A 15,501-nucleotide genomic window follows, 5' to 3' on the forward strand; every position below is an offset into this window, starting at 1 on the left:
TGGCGCTGGCCCGCGCGCTGGCCGTGGATCCGCAGGTGTTGTTGCTCGATGAGCCGTTCGGGGCGCTGGATGCCAAGGTCCGTGAGGATCTGCGGGCCTGGCTGCGCCGTTTGCACGACGAGGTGCATGTCACCACGGTGCTAGTCACCCACGATCAGTCCGAGGCGCTGGATGTGGCTGACCGCATCGCGGTGCTCAATAAGGGCCGCATCGAACAGGTCGGCTCGCCCACCCAGGTCTATGACGCCCCGGCGAACGCGTTCGTGATGTCGTTTCTGGGTGCGGTGTCGGTGCTCAACGGTGCCTTGGTCCGCCCCCACGACATCCGGGTGGGACGAAACGCCGATATGGCGGTCGCCACCGCCGACGGCACCGCGGAGGCCACCGGCGTCCTGCGCGCGACCATCGACCGCATCGTGATGCTGGGTTTCGAGGTTCGCGTGGAGTTGATCAGCGCGGCCACTGGCGGCAACTTCACCGCCCAGATCACCCGCGGCGATGCCGAGGCGCTCGCCTTGAGGGAGGGTGACACTGTCTACGTGCGGGCCACCCGGATTCCGCCCATTGCCGGTGACACTACGATTTCCCGCGACGCCGACGCCGGAGGTTCCGAGGCGGATCCGAGCACGCTGACCACAGCGTGATCGGGGGCGTAACCCAACAGTGCTAGCAGAGGGGCGGTCATGGCCACGAATGTCACGCAGTTAGTGCAAGCCGCGAACGCAGTCGTGCCGCGAATCGCGGCGGCGCAGGCGCAAGAGCTGATTGCCAAGGGCGACACCTTGGTTGTCGACGTACGGGAAGCGTCCGAGGTGCAGCAGAGCGGCAAGGTCACCGGCGCCGTACACGTCCCGCGCGGACTGCTCGAATTCGTGGCGGACCCACAATCGCCTGCCCACGATCCGCGTTTCGAGACGGGCAAGACAGTGATCGTGTACTGCGCGGGGGGCGGACGCGCGGCTCTCGCCGGGCAGGCGCTCAAGGAGATGGGCTACGGCGAGGTTTACAACCTGGGCGGGTTCGCGGACTGGGCGGACAGCGGCGGGGCGATCGACACCGCACCGGCCTGACCGCCGGCCGCTATGGTCAGGCCGCGATGCGCTCGGCGCGAGCTTTCAGCGCCTGATCGAAGCGATCCAGCACCGTTTCGGCCACCAACCGGTGGGCCCCCAACGGAGCCGCCATCTCGATGCCGGCGCCGCCAGCGAATGTCCGCACCCGGTCCGGCAATCGCCCCGGCGCCAAAAACCACGGCGCGATGACCACTCGGCGGGCGCCGCGTTGCCGCAACTGGTCGGTCGCATCGGCCAACGACGGTTCCGGGCGGGTGGCGAACGCGGTCGTCACGCCCGCCCAGCGGGTGCCCGCCGACAGCCTCGGCGCCACCTGAGCGGTGCGAGCATTCGCCGCGGGATTCGACGAGCCCATCGCCACCACCAGGACACCGAGCGTGTCGTCCAGCCGCGACACGCCCAACTCGGCGACGCGCTGACGGGCCACCGTCACTAGCCGGTCATCCTCGCCTAGCACCGGCGCTTGCCACACTCTTTCGGAATCGGCGCAGGCGGCGATCTGACCCGGGATGTCGACGCGGGCGTGGTAGGCGTTCGCCAACAGCAATGGGGTCACGACTGCCCTGGGAGCGCCGCGGCTACTAGGCACGCCGTCGAGCACGTCGACCAGGCTCGGGGCGTTCAGCTCGCAGAAAGCCAGCCGAACGTCGAGGCCGGGCCGCATGTGTGTGAGCAGGCCGGCCACGGCGCGTGCGTTTGCGGCCGACCGTGGATCCGCACTTCCGTGCGCGGTCAGCACCAGCTTGGGTGCAAGCGTCACGAGCGCCGCTCCTCCTCATCGCTTCGCTCTGCATCGTCGCCGACGCGCGTCACGAGGCGTGTAATCCGCATTCGGTCTTGGCGAGTCCTTGCCAGCGCCCGCTGCGCGGGTCTGCGCCCTCGGCCGGTCTGGCTGTGCAGGGAGCGCAGCCGATTGACGGATAGCCTTCGTAGACAAGCGGATTTACCAGCACATCGTGCTCGTCGATGTAGTCCTGCAAGTCCTCGTCCGTCCACGCCGCAAGCGGGTTGACCTTTACCAGCTTGAAGGCCTCGTCGAAGCTGATCAGTGGGGCGTTGGCGCGGGTTGGCGCCTCCACCCGGCGCAGCCCGGTCACCCACGCCGAGTAGCCGCGCAACGCCTTGCCCAGCGGGGCTACTTTGCGCAGCCGGCAGCATTCGCCGGGATCACGGGCGAACAAGTCCTTGCCCAGCAGTTTGTCCTGCTCGGCCACAGTGTGCTCCGGAGCCACGTTGAGTACCCGGACGTCGTAGACGGATTCGACCGCGTCCCGGGTGCCGACGGTTTCGACGAAGTGGTAACCGGTGTCCAGGAACAGCACCGGTACGCCGGGGCGCACCCTGGCGGCCAGATCCACCAGCACGGCGTCTTGCATGTTGGAGGCCACCACGTAGTTGCATGTCGCCCATCCGCGGGGTCCGTTCACACCGCCGAAGTTGTCTTCGGTCCAGCGCAGCAGTTCGGTCGCGTTGGCGCCGTCGAGTTCCGCCGCGCCACGCGCCGCCAGCTCACGCAGCTCGTCTTCGGTCTGCTTGGTATTTTCGCCGCTCACCGCAAGTCACCTTCCTCGGCGCGAATCGCCCACTGCGCAAACCGTTCTCCCGCGTTGCGGTGTTTGACGAAGTTGCGCACCACTCGTTCGATATAGTCACCCAGCTCGCCGCTGGTGACCTTGTGCTGGCGCAGTTTTCGGCCGAAGCCGCTGTCCAGGCCGAGGCTGCCACCCAGGTGCACCTGAAACCCCTCGACCGAGTTGCCGTCACCGTCATCGACCATCTGGCCCTTAAAACCGATGTCGGCCACTTGAATTCGTGCACACGAATTCGGGCAGCCGTTGATGTTGACCGTGATCGGCACGTCCAGGCGGGAGTTGATGTCGTCGAGACGACGCTCCAGCTCCGGCACCAACGACTGTGCCCGCACCCTGGTTTCGGCGAAGGACAGCTTGCAGAACTCAATACCGGTGCACGCCATCAGGTTTCGGCGCCAATGTGAAGGCCGCGACTGCAACCCCAGCGCTTCGAGGCCGGCGACGAAGTCGTCGAGCTTGTCGTCGGCGATGTCGAGGATGACCAGCTTCTGGTAGGGGGTGAAGCGGATCCGGTCGGACCCGGCCTGCTCGGCCAAGTCGGCGACCGCGGACAGGATGGTGCCGGACACCCGCCCCGCGATCGGGGCGACCCCGACGGCGTTGAGGCCATTTTTGAGCGGTTGTACCCCGACGTGGTCGATCGGGTGCGTGACCGGCACGGGCGCGGGGCCGTCGATGAGCGGACGCTTGAGGTACTCGGTTTCCAGGACTTCCCGGAATTTTTCGATACCCCAGTCCTTGATCAGGAACTTCAGCCGCGCCTTGGCCCGCAGCCGCCGGTAGCCGTAGTCGCGGAACACCGAGGTCACCGCTGCCCAGACCTCGGGCACCTCCTCGAGCGGAACCCAGGCGCCGAGCCGCTGGCCCAGCATCGGGTTGGTGGACAGGCCGCCGCCGACCCACAGGTCCAGGCCGGGCCCGTGTTCGGGATGGTTGACGCCGATGAACGCGATGTCGTTGACCTCGTGGACGACGTCCTGCAGGCCCGAGATGGCGGTCTTGTACTTGCGGGGCAGGTCGGCGAAGTCGGGTTTGCCGATGTAGCGCCGGACGATCTCATCGATCGCCCAGGTCGGATCCAGCACCTCGTCCAGCGACTCGCCGGCCAGCGGTGAGCCCAGGATCACGCGCGGGCAGTCGCCGCACGCCTCGGCGGTCTGCAGGCCGACTTCGTTCAGGCGCCGCCAGATCTCGGGGACGTTTTCCACCTCGATCCAGTGGTATTGCACGTTCTCCCGATCGGAGATGTCGGCGGTGTCGCGGGCGAATTCGGTCGAGATCTGTCCCAGCGTGCGCAGCGCGGCAGCCGACAGCGCGCCGCCGTCGCAGCGCACCCGCATCATGAAATATCTGGCCTCGAGCTTGTCCATGTTTTCGTCGCCGGTCCAGCTGCCGTCGTAACCCTGCTCGCGCTGGGTGTACAGGCCCCACCAGCGCATCCGGCCGCGCAGGTCGTTTTTCTCGATGCTGTCGAAGCCTTGCTTGGCGTAGATGTTCTCGATGCGGTCCCGAACCTCAAGCGGCGGGCCGGCCTGCTTGAACTCCTCGTTGGCGTTGAGCGGCTCGCGACTTCCGAGCGCCCACTGGCCCTCGTCGCGAGTTTTCGCCGGACGCGCTGTCGTCATTCAGGGGGCTCCTTCGCGAACGTTGTCAGCCATGGAACGCGCAGAACACCGGTTCTCTTCCGGTGGCGCAGATCCGGTGGCCGGGCTGGAGTACAGGGGGGCTGGGTCTACGACGTCAAGGCAGACAGCAACAGCTACAGACGCGCTTGAGGTCGATATGCCGCCGTACCACCAGGGCTGTCCTCAAATGGGAGCGCAGGTTCGGGTTGGCGGCGATCACGCGCCCATTCTGCCATGGATGACGGCAAGCCAAACAACCAGGTCAAATTTCTTCTCACGGTGATTAAAACTACCCGCCAAGTCTGGGTGATTTGGTAAGCAAAGCCGGGAATCAGCTGAGAACGGGACATCGTGCAAAGATTTGGCATGACCCTTCGCCAGGCACCGGTCGATCTGCCCGCCATGCAGGCGAACCCCGGGCGGCCGTTCGGTGTGTATGTGCATGTCCCGTTCTGCATAACTCGTTGCGGTTATTGCGATTTCAACACCTATACGCCGGCCGAGTTGGGTGGCGTCAACCCGGACGCCTGGCTGCTGGCGTTGCGCACGGAGCTCGAGCTGGCGGCCGCGCGAGTGGACGCACCAACGGTGAGCACCGTGTTCGTCGGCGGTGGCACGCCGTCGTTACTGGGGGGTGAGCGCCTGGCCACGCTGCTCGACATGGTGCGCGAACACTTCACGTTGGCGCCGGACGCCGAAGTCACCACCGAGGCCAACCCCGAGTCGACGTGGCCGGAGTTCTTCGACGCCATCCGCGCGGCCGGCTATACGCGGGTATCGCTCGGCATGCAGTCGGTGGCGCCGCGGGTCTTGGGGGTGCTCGACCGGATTCACACACCGAACCGGTCGGCGGACGCGGCCCGCGAGGCGTTGGCTGCCGGCTTCGAACACGTCAGCCTGGACCTGATCTACGGCACGCCGGGGGAGTCCGACGACGACCTGTTGTGGTCGGTCGACACGGCGATCGAGACGGGTGTCGACCATGTGTCGGCCTATGCTCTGGTCGTCGAGGAGGGCACCGCGCTGGCGCGGCGGGTCCGAAGCGGTGAGTTGGCCGCCCCCGACGACGACGTGCTGGCGCACCGCTACGAACTGGTCGACGCGCGACTGTCGGCCGCCGGGTTGGCGTGGTACGAGGTGTCCAACTGGTGTCGGCCGGGCGGTGAGTGCCGGCACAACCTCGGCTACTGGGACGGCGGCCAATGGTGGGGTGCGGGACCGGGGGCGCACGGTTACATCGGCACGACGCGCTGGTGGAATGTCAAGCACCCCAACGCCTATGCAGAGGTACTGGCCGGCGCCGCGCTGCCGGTGGCCGGTTTTGAGCAGCTTGACGCGGAGGCTCTGCACACCGAAGACGTGCTGTTGAAAACCCGTCTGCGCCAAGGGCTTCCGCTCGCCGCACTCGATGCCGCCGAACGCGAACGCGCCGAAGCGGTGGTCGCCGACGGGCTGTTGGTAGCCGAAGGCGACAGACTGGTCCTCACCGCCCGCGGACGGCTGCTCGCCGACGGAGTCGTGCGCACGCTGCTGGGGTAGTTCTCAGGCGCTCGGTAGCCAATGCCCGAGGAGACGTGCGATCTCGATGTAAAGCGGTATTCCGACGGTGACGTTGTAGGAGAACGTTACGAGCCGGGCCTCACGGCCGCCGAGAGAAGAGTCGGTCGTCAATCCGTAGCTTGAGCGGCCCCCAACTCGTGGACGTTGGCCAGGGCGAGCCGCGTGCTCGTGTCATGTTTGGACAGGCGCCGCATGTGGTCCCATCCCTCGATCAGCAGCCTCGGACTCTGGTCTTGGCCGCTGAACTCCTCCAGGAAATGACGAAGAGACTCACCTGTCGTGTGATCGACGATAGGCACACGCGAGCTCAAGTGGAGATACACCGCCTGGGTACCTTGGGGAAGCTGCCCCAGCTCCCGAATTACATGGAACAGGTTGAAACACACAAGGGGACCATCCAGGTACAGGTGGTATGTGTCCTCAGCCAATTCCCGTTGGGACACCGGATTGCGGAAAAGACCGAGGAAGCGGACGGCGAAACTCGGCTTGGTGAGTTCCGGGCCGTTCCTCAGGGTGTGCCAGAGGCCCACGTACCACAGGTTCAGGACCAACTCCACGGCAATGCCGGCGACGATGCCGACGAGCAGGTCCGTCGTCACGGTCACGAGCAATGTGGTGAAGAAGACGACGAACTGCTCCGTCCCGACCCGCGCGACCTTGAGCCAAAGCGCGGGCTTACACAGCTTGTAGCCGATGAAGACGAGGATGGCGGCCAGGACCGCCATCGGGACCATGTCGATCACGTAGCGGCCGAGCAGCACGAACGTCAGCAGGAAGCAGGCGTTGTAGAAGTTGGCCCACTGGGTCCGGCCGCCGGCCAGGACATTCGCCGTGCTCTTGACCATGCCGGGGATGATGGTCAAGCCACCGAGCAGGCTCGAGGCGCCGTTAGACACGCCCATGGCCAGTAAGGTCCGGTCCGGGTCGGACCGGCGGCGATAGGGGTCGATGTTGTCCACGGCCGCGATCGTCGCCAGGGACTCGGTCGCGTCGATCAAAAGCAGGGTGATAACCAGGTAGGCGAGGGGGAGCAACAGTGCGGCATCGGTGAATGCCGCACCGAACTGGGGGAAGACGATCCCGTGCTCGAGCGAATCGGGCACGTTGATCAAATGGGATTTGTCCAACTTCAGGAGGAATGTGCTGATGACCGTGCCACCAAGGAACACCCAGACCGGAGGCGGCATGACCTTCAGCAGCCGCCCGGGCAGGGCCGACAGCACGAACAGCGCCGCCAGGCAACCGACCCCCAGGGCGAGGACCTGGTGGCTCATCGACTCGACATGGCGGGGCACTTCGCCCAGGACCGCCCAGAATTCGTGGGCCTCGAACTTCACTCCCATGAAAAGAGGAATCTGCTTGACGATGATCATCAGGCCGATCGCCGCCAGCATGCCCTGGATGGCCGCGGCCGGGAAGATGGCGCTCAGGCGCGCCACCTTCAACTTGGCGAGGATCACTTGGAACGCGCCCGCGATGGCGATGGCAACCAGGACCAATGGGTATCCCACGGCGAGCAACTCGGATGTCGAGGCGCCGTGGCCCAGGCGGGCGTGTCCCAGTGCGATCATGCCAGCGAACAGGGCCGGCGCCAGTCCCGCGGCCGGGCCGCTGATGGTTACATATGAGCCGCCTAAAAACGGCAGGATGAAACCGGCGATGATCGCCGACATGATCCCGCAGATCGGCGGCGCACCCGAGGTCATCGCGATTCCCATCGAGAACGGCAGCGAGATCATGGCCACCGTAAAACCCGAGCGAAGGTCATAGGGCCAGTGCTTGAGACCGGCCAGGCAATTGCGGGGCTTTTCGGTCGGAACGGTCACGTGCAATCGCGTGGGTGAGCCCCCTCTCAACAGCATTGGTGAGCCTCCTCTCAACAGCAGCTCAAAGGGCTTGTAGGTGAAATGCTCACCCGACTCATGCAGCATCCTCCCTCTCGCACCTGCGATGGCCGAAGTGAACTGGTCTTTACGAACTATTGACACGACTTTTACGAGCAATTGACACCGCAGTTTGGCGCCCCGGAAACATCCAGTCACCCCACGGGTGTCGGGTGGGTAGTACGTCCAGGTGGCAAGCGACGCGGTGAGTGGCCGGATTAGTGCTCACGGTCATCGGCGCTAGGGTGCGGAAGCCCGTGGGGCCAGAACTCCCAGGACTACCTGCCGAAGACGTCTTTCAGGATTACCCACGTGGTGCGCATGCTGCTCGGGTAGCACCGTTTCATTGAGCGCGACTCAGCACGTCACTATGCGCGCGGTCTCGATGTAGAGCGGGATCCCGATATCGACGTGTGTCATGCAGCAACCGGGAACCAGTGCCCGACGGCGCGGACGATTTCGATGTAGAGCGGGATTCCGATCGTGACGTTGTAGGAAAACGTCAAACCCAGGGATGCGGCCAAAGGCAGGGTTGGGCTGGCCTCGGGGATGGCCAGCCGCTGGACCGCCGGGACCGAGATGTAGGACGCCGCGCCGCACAGCACCGCGAACAGCACATAGGTGCCCGGCTGGAAGTAGGTGTCGGTGAGGTAGGCGTAGGTGTATGCGATCAGGATCCCCAGTGTCGCAAACAAATTGGGTGCCAGCAGACCGAAGAAGATGAAACCGCGACCGGCAAACTTGAGATCACGCAACTTACGGGACGCTGTCATGCCCATCTCGAGTAAGAACAGGCAGAGGGCACCCTGGAACGCCGCAACGAAGAACTCGTTCTGGTCGTGAACGACCTTCTGTCCCTGCAGTGCACTGATGAAGCCGATCATGATGCCGCCGACGAGGAGAATCAGCCCGGGATTGAGGAACACTTCCTGCAGGAGCTTGCCGGAGAACACGGGCATCCGGGTGGCCTTACCGATCGCCGGACTCCGGTCGGGCTCCCAGTTCGGATGCTCCAGCTTTTCCATCGAGAGCTCGAGTTCCTGCTCGACACCGCGTTCGTCCTCGGTCGTGAGAATCCGATCGTGCGGGGGCCGCGCGGCGGTGCCCGGACCGACCTCGACCTCGACTGGCGGGGTGTAGCCGGGTTCGTCCGGCATGTAGCCCGATTCGCTGAGACCTCGGTGCCGCAGTCGCGCCACCAGGTACAGCGCCACCAGGCAGCCCGGAATCTCCATCACGGCCAGCAAGACCGGCATGTAAGCGTTGAAGGCGATGTGCACGCCCGCCAGGACGGCCACGCAGGTACCGAAGGTTCCCGCCGAGTCCGAACCGTAATAACCGGCGACCGTCGCCCGGTCGACTCGCCGCAGGCGGGTCATGTACTTCAGCAGGAAGTACGCCAAACATCCGATTGCGAAGTTCAAGGCGAAGCCCAGGACGGTGAAGCCGGCGATGTTGTCGATGTCGGCCGGTTGGGTCTTTGCGAGTTCTTCGCCCCCCTGCCAGCCGATGGCCACCAGCAGGTACATGGTCAGGCCCTGATAGATGACGTAGGGGAACTCGAACCGAACCTTCAGGATCGGGATGAGGAAACCGAAATAGAAGAACAGCAACAGCGGCTTGAAGAGATTGTGGGTGAAGTTCTGCCAGAACTCATCAAGCATCGGTGCCTCCGGTTGATTCAGTCCGGCGATGAGGTGAGCAGCAACTATCGCGGGGCGTCCGCAAACACCATTAGTACCTTGAGGACTCACGGGACCTAAGTCAACTGGGTGAAGCCGTCTTTACGCACAATTAACAACCCTGTTGCGGGCACTATCAACCATTCGGTCTGGGTGGCTTGTGTGTCCGGTTCGCGTGACAGCCTGCGTAGCGGGCAACTTCCAGAAGTGCCGTGAGCCGAAGCTACTCACCGAGTCGGGCATCGCGGCGGGTCAAGACGGCACCCGTCAATAATCCTGTGGCCCAGGGCGTTTAGTAGGACATCAGCCGACGGCCGCACAGTGGCACGGTGCTCGCTCCGCGTGACCGACTGCTGGCCGACGCGGAGCCTTCGGCCTCAGGAGATCAGAACCAGTGCGAGATCAAACGGTTGACCTCGATATAGAGCGGGATCCCGATAGTGACGTTGTACGAAAACGTCAAACCCAGTGATGCGGCTAACGGCAACGTTGGGCTGGCCTCGGGGATCGCCAGCCGCTGGACCGCCGGGACGGCGATGTAGGACGCCGCACCGCACAGCACCGCGAACAGCACGTAGGTTCCCGGCTTGAAATCGGTGTGCGTGAGCGACGCGTAGCTGTGGGCGACGATGATTCCTAGCGGCGCAAAGATATTCGGCGCCAGCAGACCGAAGACGATGAAACCGGGGCCCGCTGCTCGCAGGTCTTTCAGCTTGCGCGACGCCGTCATGCCCATCTCGAGCAGGAACAGACACAGCACACCCTGGAATGCCAATACGAAGAATTTGTCGTCGTCTGCAACGACCTTCTGCCCCTGCAGCCCACTGATGAGGCCGATAAGGATGCCGCCGATCAGGAGTACGAGCCCGGGGTTGAGGAACACTTCCTGCAGGAGATCACGGGAGAAGATGGGCATCCTCTTGGGCTTCCCGAGAGCGGGGGACCGGTCGGGCTCCCAGTTCGGATGCTCCAGCTTTTCCATCGAGAGCTCCAGCTCTTGCTCGATGCCGCGTTCGTTCTCGGTCTCCAGGCTCTGGCCGTGCGGGGGCCGCGCGGCGGTGCCGGGACCGACCCCGACCTTGACCGGCGGGATGTAGCCGGGCTCGCCGGGCATGTACCCCGCCTCGTTCAGACCCCGGTGCCGCAGCCGCGCGACCAGGTACAACGCCACCAGGCAGCCAGGAATCTCCATGACGGCCAGCATGACCGGCATGTAGGCATTGAAGGCGATGTTCACACCCGCCAAAAAGGCGACACAGGTGGCAAAGGTCCCTGCCGAGTCCGACCCGTAATAGCCGGCGACCGTCGCCTTATCGACTTTTCGCATCGAACTCATGACGTTCAGCAGCAGGTAGGCCAAGCCTCCGATGGCGAAGTTCAACACGAAGCCCAGGACCAAGAAGCCGGCGATGTTGCCGACCTCCTCGGGCTTGATCTTGGCGAGCTCTTCGCCTCCATGCCAGCCGATGGCCAGCAGGAGATACATGGTTAGGCCCTGATAGATCACATAAGGGAATTCGAACCGCACCTTGAGGATCGGAATCAGGAACCCGAAGTAGAAGAACAGCAGGAGCGGCTTGAACAGGTTGTGGGTGAAGTTCTGCCAAAACTCTTGCAGCATTGGTGCCTCTCTTCTTGATGCGGTGATCAGGGGAAGGACCGTCTGCAACCAGGGCAACCACGCAGTCCCGAGAACCGTGCCAAAATTTATCGCCGCCGATGTGGCACCGCCACTCGGACACGGCGCGTTATGCCCAGGTTCGGTCGACGCGTGCACGAATAGCCCCTGTTGCCTATAGTCAGTCGTCAGAGCCGCGCTGGTCGGGCCGGGTAATGCGCGTTTAGCGTGAATCCACTGTGACTATGTTGTGGATTTGCTGTGGGGAGTCGCGCTGGCGTTGTGTCACCCGACCGTTGCGCCGAAGCCGAGCGGTGCCCGCCGATTTCCCCCGAAGTCGGCCAGGCCAAACATCTACCGTATACCGCTCTGTCGGTTGATCAAGACCTCGTCGACCCCACCTGCCTGGACTTCTCCGCCGACTGCAAGCCCATTGCGAACTGTTGATGTTCCTGCCGGCCGCGGGTGTTCGATGGCGACCGCCGTTAGCCGCGATGAGCGAAAACGGTCGTCGTTAACGCCTTGTTAGGGCTCTCCGTGTGGCGCCCGGCAGTGGGGTTCGCCACGGTTAGTAGAAAGGGTTGCGCGCAGTTACATAGGTTAGGCTACATTTACTAACCGTGACCGATGTCAGCATCAAGCCAAGTTCCGCCGGCACCGCGTCACTGTCGATTCCGCTTCCGGACCACATCGACCCGGGCGATCTGGCAGCCGAGCTGGCGGCGGTATTGCCGGAGCGAGTCGGCGAGGAGTACCTGCTCTACGAGCGTGACGGTCAATGGCTTCTGGCCGCCGGGGTGCTTGCGATGGTCGAGCTGGATAGCGACGAATTACGTGTCATTCGCGACGGAGTGCCTCAGCGGCAGCAGTGGTCGGGTCGACCCGGACCGGTCCTGGGCGAAGCCATAGACCGGCTGTTGCTGGAGACCGATCAGCTTTTCGGCTGGATCGCCTTTGAATTCGGCGTCTACCGGTACGGATTGCAGGAGCGACTTGCGCCGCGAACCCCACTGGCCCGTATTTTCTGGCCGCGCACCCGAATCGTCGTGAGCGGAAACGCGATTCGACTATTCGGCGCCGAGGCCGGTCACCTCGAAGCGGTGCGCGGGTTGGTCAGCGACGGGGTCCGCACAACGCCGCAGGCCCGCACGGTTGACGTCACGGCCGACTCGTCCGGCTATCGGGATCGGGTCGCGACAGCCGTCCGCGAGATCGCCGCCGGCCGCTACCACAAGGTGATCCTGTCTCGTTCTGTCGAAGTGCCTTTCGCACTTGACTTTCCTTCCACCTATCGGCTGGGGCGCCGGCACAACACTCCGGTCAGGTCGTTTTTGTTGCGGCTGGGCGGAATTCGCGCTGTGGGGTACAGCCCCGAACTGGTCGCCGCGGTCCATCACGATGGTGCGGTGATCACCGAGCCGTTGGCCGGCACTCGCGCGCTCGGTCGTGGTTCGACGCTTGACCGTGAGGCGCGTGACGACCTCGAATCGAACTCTAAAGAGATTGTGGAGCACGCTATTTCGGTGCGCAGCTCGCTTCAGGAGATCACCGAGATCGCCGAACCGGGCACCGCAGCCGTCACCGATTTCATGACGGTCCGTGAGCGTGGGAGCGTGCAGCATCTCGGTTCGACGATCAGTGCGCGGCTGGACCGGTCGAGCGACCGCATGGACGCGCTGGAGGCGCTTTTCCCGGCGGTCACCGCCTCCGGCATCCCGAAAGCCGCCGGCGTCGAAGCCATCTTGCGCCTCGACGAGGGCCCCCGCGGTCTGTATTCCGGTGCGGTGGCGCTGATTTCCTCAGACGGCGGGCTGGATGCCGCGCTGACGCTGCGAGCGGCCTACGAACAGGACGGGAAGACCTGGCTACGCGCCGGCGCCGGCATCATCGGAGCGTCGGAACCCGAGCGCGAATTCGAAGAGACCTGCGAGAAGCTGTCCACGCTGGCGCCGTATTTGATTGCGCGTCCCTAGCACCGCAGCAGCCGATTTCGGTCGCCAGGGGGTTTGGGGACGAACGGCATTTTTGTGTGGGGCTTTTGGCCCTAGTTGACGGGCGCGCCGGCTGGCGATGCTTCAGACCGAGCCGCAAACGATTTTGCTTGCGCATGGTACTGAAAGCGGGGACCTGCGCCGTGTATGCACCCGAGCCATGGTCGGTGCGGGAATTCCCCGACGTCGTAATGCTTTCCAGCCGCCGGGTCTCCTCGTCACACGCCGAGCGGTTGGCGCGCGCGGTGGGTTGCGCGTTAGCCCGTCGAGAGTTCACCGGGGGTGCTCGGGTACGGCTGAAGACGGGGAATTGCGACCGCGGACCCATGGTGGTGCAGGTGAATCTCCGGGTGCGCGACGCCCCGGCGCGGGTCATGGCCGTCACTGCGGGCACCGGTGACCTCACGCCGGCGCTAGCCAGGCTTGATCGTCAGATCGTGTCGCTGTCCGCGCCGTGGCGCCCGCGACCGTGGCCCGATTTGACTCGCCGGATCTTGACCGCGGGGCCGGACACAGTCGTCGCGCGCCGCAAGGCCGTTCTGCCCCAGCGCTTGACCCCTATGCAGGCGGCAGAGGTCATGGATGCGATGGATTACGACGCGCATCTGTTCACCGATGACGAGACCGGGGAGGACGCCGTGGTGTACCGGGCCGGGCCGTCTGGACTGCGGCTGGCGCGCCAGCACCAGGTGTTTCCCCCCGGGTGGTCGTTGTCGTCGAAGCTTTCCGGTCCGCCGGTGCCGCTGGTGGTCAATCCCCGTCGGGCACCGGTTCTCACCGAGGCCGCCGCCGTGCGTGGGATGCGCGAGCACCGTTCGCGATTGCTGTTTTTCACCGACCCCGCAAGTGGCCGCGGCCAGCTGCTGTATCCCCGCTACGACGGCAACCTCGGGATGATTACGCCGGCCGACGGGGGTGACGCGTAGTCGCGCCGCGGCGTCAATGCATCGGGGTGTCTCGGCGTGTCTGATTTGCATGTGACCGCCTTATACACATACATTGAATGTAACTTATCGGAACACATAACTGGGAGGGGTCGTGTCCAAGGACTTGACCAACATGCAGCTACTCCACGAGCTCGAGCCCGTGGTCGAGGGCCTGCTCAACCGGCACCTTTCGATGTTCAAGGAGTGGAACCCGCACGACTACATTCCGTGGTCGGACGGCAAGAATTACTACGCCCGGGGCGGGCAGGACTGGGAGCCCGGGCAGAGCCGCCTCTCCGACGTGGCCCAGGTGGCGATGGTGCAAAACCTGCTAACCGAGGACAACCTGCCGTCGTATCACCGCGAGATCGCGATGAACTTCAGCATGGATGGACCCTGGGGCCAGTGGGTCAACCGGTGGACCGCCGAGGAGAACCGGCACAGCACGGCGCTACGCGACTACCTGGTGGTCACCCGCGCCGTCGACCCAGTCGAGTTGGAGAAATTGCGCATGGAGCAAATGACCAGGGGCTTCAGCCCGGGTCAGAATCAGCAGGGTGATATGTTTGCCGAAAGTGTGTTCGACTCCGTCATGTATGTCTCGTTTCAGGAGTTGGCTACCCGCGTCTCGCACCGCAACACCGGCAAAGCCTGCAACGAGACGATCGCAGACCAACTGCTCGCCAGGGTCTCGCACGACGAGAACCTGCACCTGCTCTTCTACCGGGACGTCAGCGCGGCCGGCCTGGACATCGCGCCCAACCAGGCGTTGAAGTCGGTGCACCGGATTCTGCGTAACTTCAAGATGCCCGGCTTCACGGTGCCCGAGTTCCGTCGCAAGGCTGTGATCATCGCCGTCGGCGGCATCTACGACCCGCGCATACACCTCGACGAGGTAGTCATGCCAGTGCTGAAGAAATGGCGGATTTTCGAACGCGAAGACTTCACCGGCGAGGCCGCGTGGATGCGCGACGATCTGGCCGTGCTGATCAAGGAGCTCGAGCAAGCCTGCGACAAATTCGACGAATCCAAGCAGCGCTACCTCGAGCGAGAAGCTCGAAAGACCGAAAGGATCACGGCCGGCAAGGTGTTGAAAACCAAAGGGACGCTGACGCTTAGCGGACGGTAGTCATGTCGAGCCATGTTGTCGACGGAGTTCCTCAGCAGATTGAACTCGTGCAGCGAAGCGTCAGCTGCTCAGTCGCGCCGTAACGGTGACGCGCCCCTTTTCGTCCCGTTTGGCGACCGCATGTCCAACGCGATCCGTGTCATCAAGTCGCAACGTCAGCGGCGCACCGTCGTTGAGGAAGTTCCGCCACCACGTCTTTGCGTCAGGCATGTTGACGCTGATGATCACGTCGTCACCCGAACGGCGGTAGGCCACCGGGATACTGAATGTGCGTCCAGACCGCCGTCCCGTGTAGGTCACCATCGCGATGTTGCGGTTCACTAACTTGCCAAAGCGTGGCGAGTTGGCCAAGGCGGCCACCGGCGCATTGACGAGGGGCGCGGCGCGCATCAGCAGGCGTCCAAGATTTTCGAGTTGCACCA

Annotated in this window: 14 protein-coding genes and 1 pseudogene; 6 read left to right on the top strand and 9 right to left on the bottom strand. The window is 64.2% G+C overall.

The window, feature by feature from the left end; all coding sequences use genetic code 11:
- Together ACLP9N_RS30145 and ACLP9N_RS30150 are read left to right on the top strand one after the other, a co-directional pair.
- The coding region (locus ACLP9N_RS30145; protein ID WP_442410801.1) for a sulfate/molybdate ABC transporter ATP-binding protein at nt 1–644 on the top strand (644 nt) is incomplete at its 5' end.
- Between the two features lie 39 nt (nt 645–683).
- Nucleotides 684–1,070, top strand: coding sequence for a rhodanese-like domain-containing protein (locus ACLP9N_RS30150; protein WP_442410802.1), 387 nt, complete (start codon nt 684–686; stop codon nt 1,068–1,070).
- 16 nt (nt 1,071–1,086) lie between these two features.
- Here the strand turns inward: ACLP9N_RS30150 and ACLP9N_RS30155 are convergent, their stop codons facing one another.
- The 4 genes from ACLP9N_RS30155 to ACLP9N_RS30170 all read right to left on the bottom strand — a co-directional run bounded on the left by ACLP9N_RS30155 (nt 1,087) and on the right by ACLP9N_RS30170 (nt 4,510).
- Nucleotides 1,087–1,833: a sirohydrochlorin chelatase gene (locus tag ACLP9N_RS30155; protein WP_442410803.1), complete on the bottom strand. Its 747-nt coding sequence runs from the start codon at nt 1,831–1,833 to the stop codon at nt 1,087–1,089.
- Between the two features lie 49 nt (nt 1,834–1,882).
- On the bottom strand, nt 1,883–2,626 hold the full coding sequence (locus ACLP9N_RS30160) for a phosphoadenylyl-sulfate reductase (protein WP_442410804.1): 744 nt from the start codon (nt 2,624–2,626) through the stop codon (nt 1,883–1,885).
- A complete protein-coding gene (locus ACLP9N_RS30165; RefSeq protein ID WP_442410805.1) occupies nt 2,623–4,290 on the bottom strand; it encodes a nitrite/sulfite reductase in 1,668 nt (555 codons plus the stop codon). The genes ACLP9N_RS30160 and ACLP9N_RS30165 overlap by 4 nt, the downstream gene beginning before the upstream one ends.
- A 115-nt stretch (nt 4,291–4,405) precedes the next feature.
- A complete protein-coding gene (locus ACLP9N_RS30170) occupies nt 4,406–4,510 on the bottom strand; it encodes an Ms4527A family Cys-rich leader peptide (RefSeq protein WP_442410806.1) in 105 nt (34 codons plus the stop codon).
- 146 nt (nt 4,511–4,656) lie between these two features.
- On the opposite strand from ACLP9N_RS30170, the gene hemW reads away from it, so the two are divergent.
- A complete protein-coding gene (hemW, locus tag ACLP9N_RS30175) occupies nt 4,657–5,829 on the top strand; it encodes a radical SAM family heme chaperone HemW (protein WP_442410807.1) in 1,173 nt (390 codons plus the stop codon).
- 3 nt (nt 5,830–5,832) lie between these two features.
- On the opposite strand, the pseudogene ACLP9N_RS30180 reads toward hemW, so the two are convergent.
- From ACLP9N_RS30180 to ACLP9N_RS30195, 4 genes and pseudogenes are all read right to left on the bottom strand, one after another.
- A pseudogene (locus ACLP9N_RS30180) lies at nt 5,833–5,919 on the bottom strand (hypothetical protein); the annotation flags it as partial.
- A gap of 38 nt (nt 5,920–5,957) precedes the next feature.
- Nucleotides 5,958–7,676, bottom strand: a complete 1,719-nt coding sequence (locus tag ACLP9N_RS30185) for a SulP family inorganic anion transporter (RefSeq protein ID WP_442410808.1) — start codon at nt 7,674–7,676, stop codon at nt 5,958–5,960.
- 473 nt (nt 7,677–8,149) lie between these two features.
- Nucleotides 8,150–9,397 carry a sodium-dependent bicarbonate transport family permease gene (locus ACLP9N_RS30190; RefSeq protein ID WP_442410809.1) on the bottom strand — a complete coding sequence of 416 codons (1,248 nt, stop codon included), beginning with the start codon at nt 9,395–9,397 and terminating at the stop codon, nt 8,150–8,152.
- Between the two features lie 403 nt (nt 9,398–9,800).
- A complete protein-coding gene (locus ACLP9N_RS30195; RefSeq protein ID WP_442410810.1) occupies nt 9,801–11,036 on the bottom strand; it encodes a sodium-dependent bicarbonate transport family permease in 1,236 nt (411 codons plus the stop codon).
- 617 nt (nt 11,037–11,653) lie between these two features.
- On the opposite strand from ACLP9N_RS30195, the gene ACLP9N_RS30200 reads away from it, so the two are divergent.
- The 3 genes from ACLP9N_RS30200 to ACLP9N_RS30210 all read left to right on the top strand — a co-directional run bounded on the left by ACLP9N_RS30200 (nt 11,654) and on the right by ACLP9N_RS30210 (nt 15,079).
- A complete protein-coding gene (locus ACLP9N_RS30200; RefSeq protein ID WP_442410811.1) occupies nt 11,654–13,006 on the top strand; it encodes a salicylate synthase in 1,353 nt (450 codons plus the stop codon).
- A gap of 161 nt (nt 13,007–13,167) precedes the next feature.
- Nucleotides 13,168–13,950, top strand: coding sequence for a sigma 54 modulation/S30EA ribosomal C-terminal domain-containing protein (locus ACLP9N_RS30205; protein ID WP_442410812.1), 783 nt, complete (start codon nt 13,168–13,170; stop codon nt 13,948–13,950).
- Nucleotides 13,951–14,062: 112 nt separating this feature from the next.
- Nucleotides 14,063–15,079, top strand: a complete 1,017-nt coding sequence (locus tag ACLP9N_RS30210) for an acyl-ACP desaturase (protein WP_442410813.1) — start codon at nt 14,063–14,065, stop codon at nt 15,077–15,079.
- Nucleotides 15,080–15,139: 60 nt separating this feature from the next.
- Here the strand turns inward: ACLP9N_RS30210 and ACLP9N_RS30215 are convergent, their stop codons facing one another.
- Nucleotides 15,140–15,469 (bottom strand): nitroreductase/quinone reductase family protein, encoded by a 330-nt coding sequence (locus ACLP9N_RS30215; RefSeq protein WP_442410844.1) that lies wholly within the window; start codon nt 15,467–15,469, stop codon nt 15,140–15,142.
- Nucleotides 15,470–15,501 lie beyond the last annotated feature (32 nt).

Source organism: Mycobacterium sp., assembly GCF_052144515.1.
Taxonomy (GTDB): domain Bacteria; phylum Actinomycetota; class Actinomycetes; order Mycobacteriales; family Mycobacteriaceae; genus Mycobacterium.

Coding starts and splice junctions, on each gene's coding strand:
- ACLP9N_RS30215 (WP_442410844.1), bottom strand. CDS start 15,469: ATGCGCGCCGCGCCCCTCGTCAATGCGCCGGTGGCCGCCTTGGCCAAC.
- hemW (WP_442410807.1), top strand. CDS start 4,657: ATGACCCTTCGCCAGGCACCGGTCGATCTGCCCGCCATGCAGGCGAAC.
- ACLP9N_RS30165 (WP_442410805.1), bottom strand. CDS start 4,290: ATGACGACAGCGCGTCCGGCGAAAACTCGCGACGAGGGCCAGTGGGCG.
- ACLP9N_RS30195 (WP_442410810.1), bottom strand. CDS start 11,036: ATGCTGCAAGAGTTTTGGCAGAACTTCACCCACAACCTGTTCAAGCCG.
- ACLP9N_RS30190 (WP_442410809.1), bottom strand. CDS start 9,397: ATGCTTGATGAGTTCTGGCAGAACTTCACCCACAATCTCTTCAAGCCG.
- ACLP9N_RS30150 (WP_442410802.1), top strand. CDS start 684: ATGGCCACGAATGTCACGCAGTTAGTGCAAGCCGCGAACGCAGTCGTG.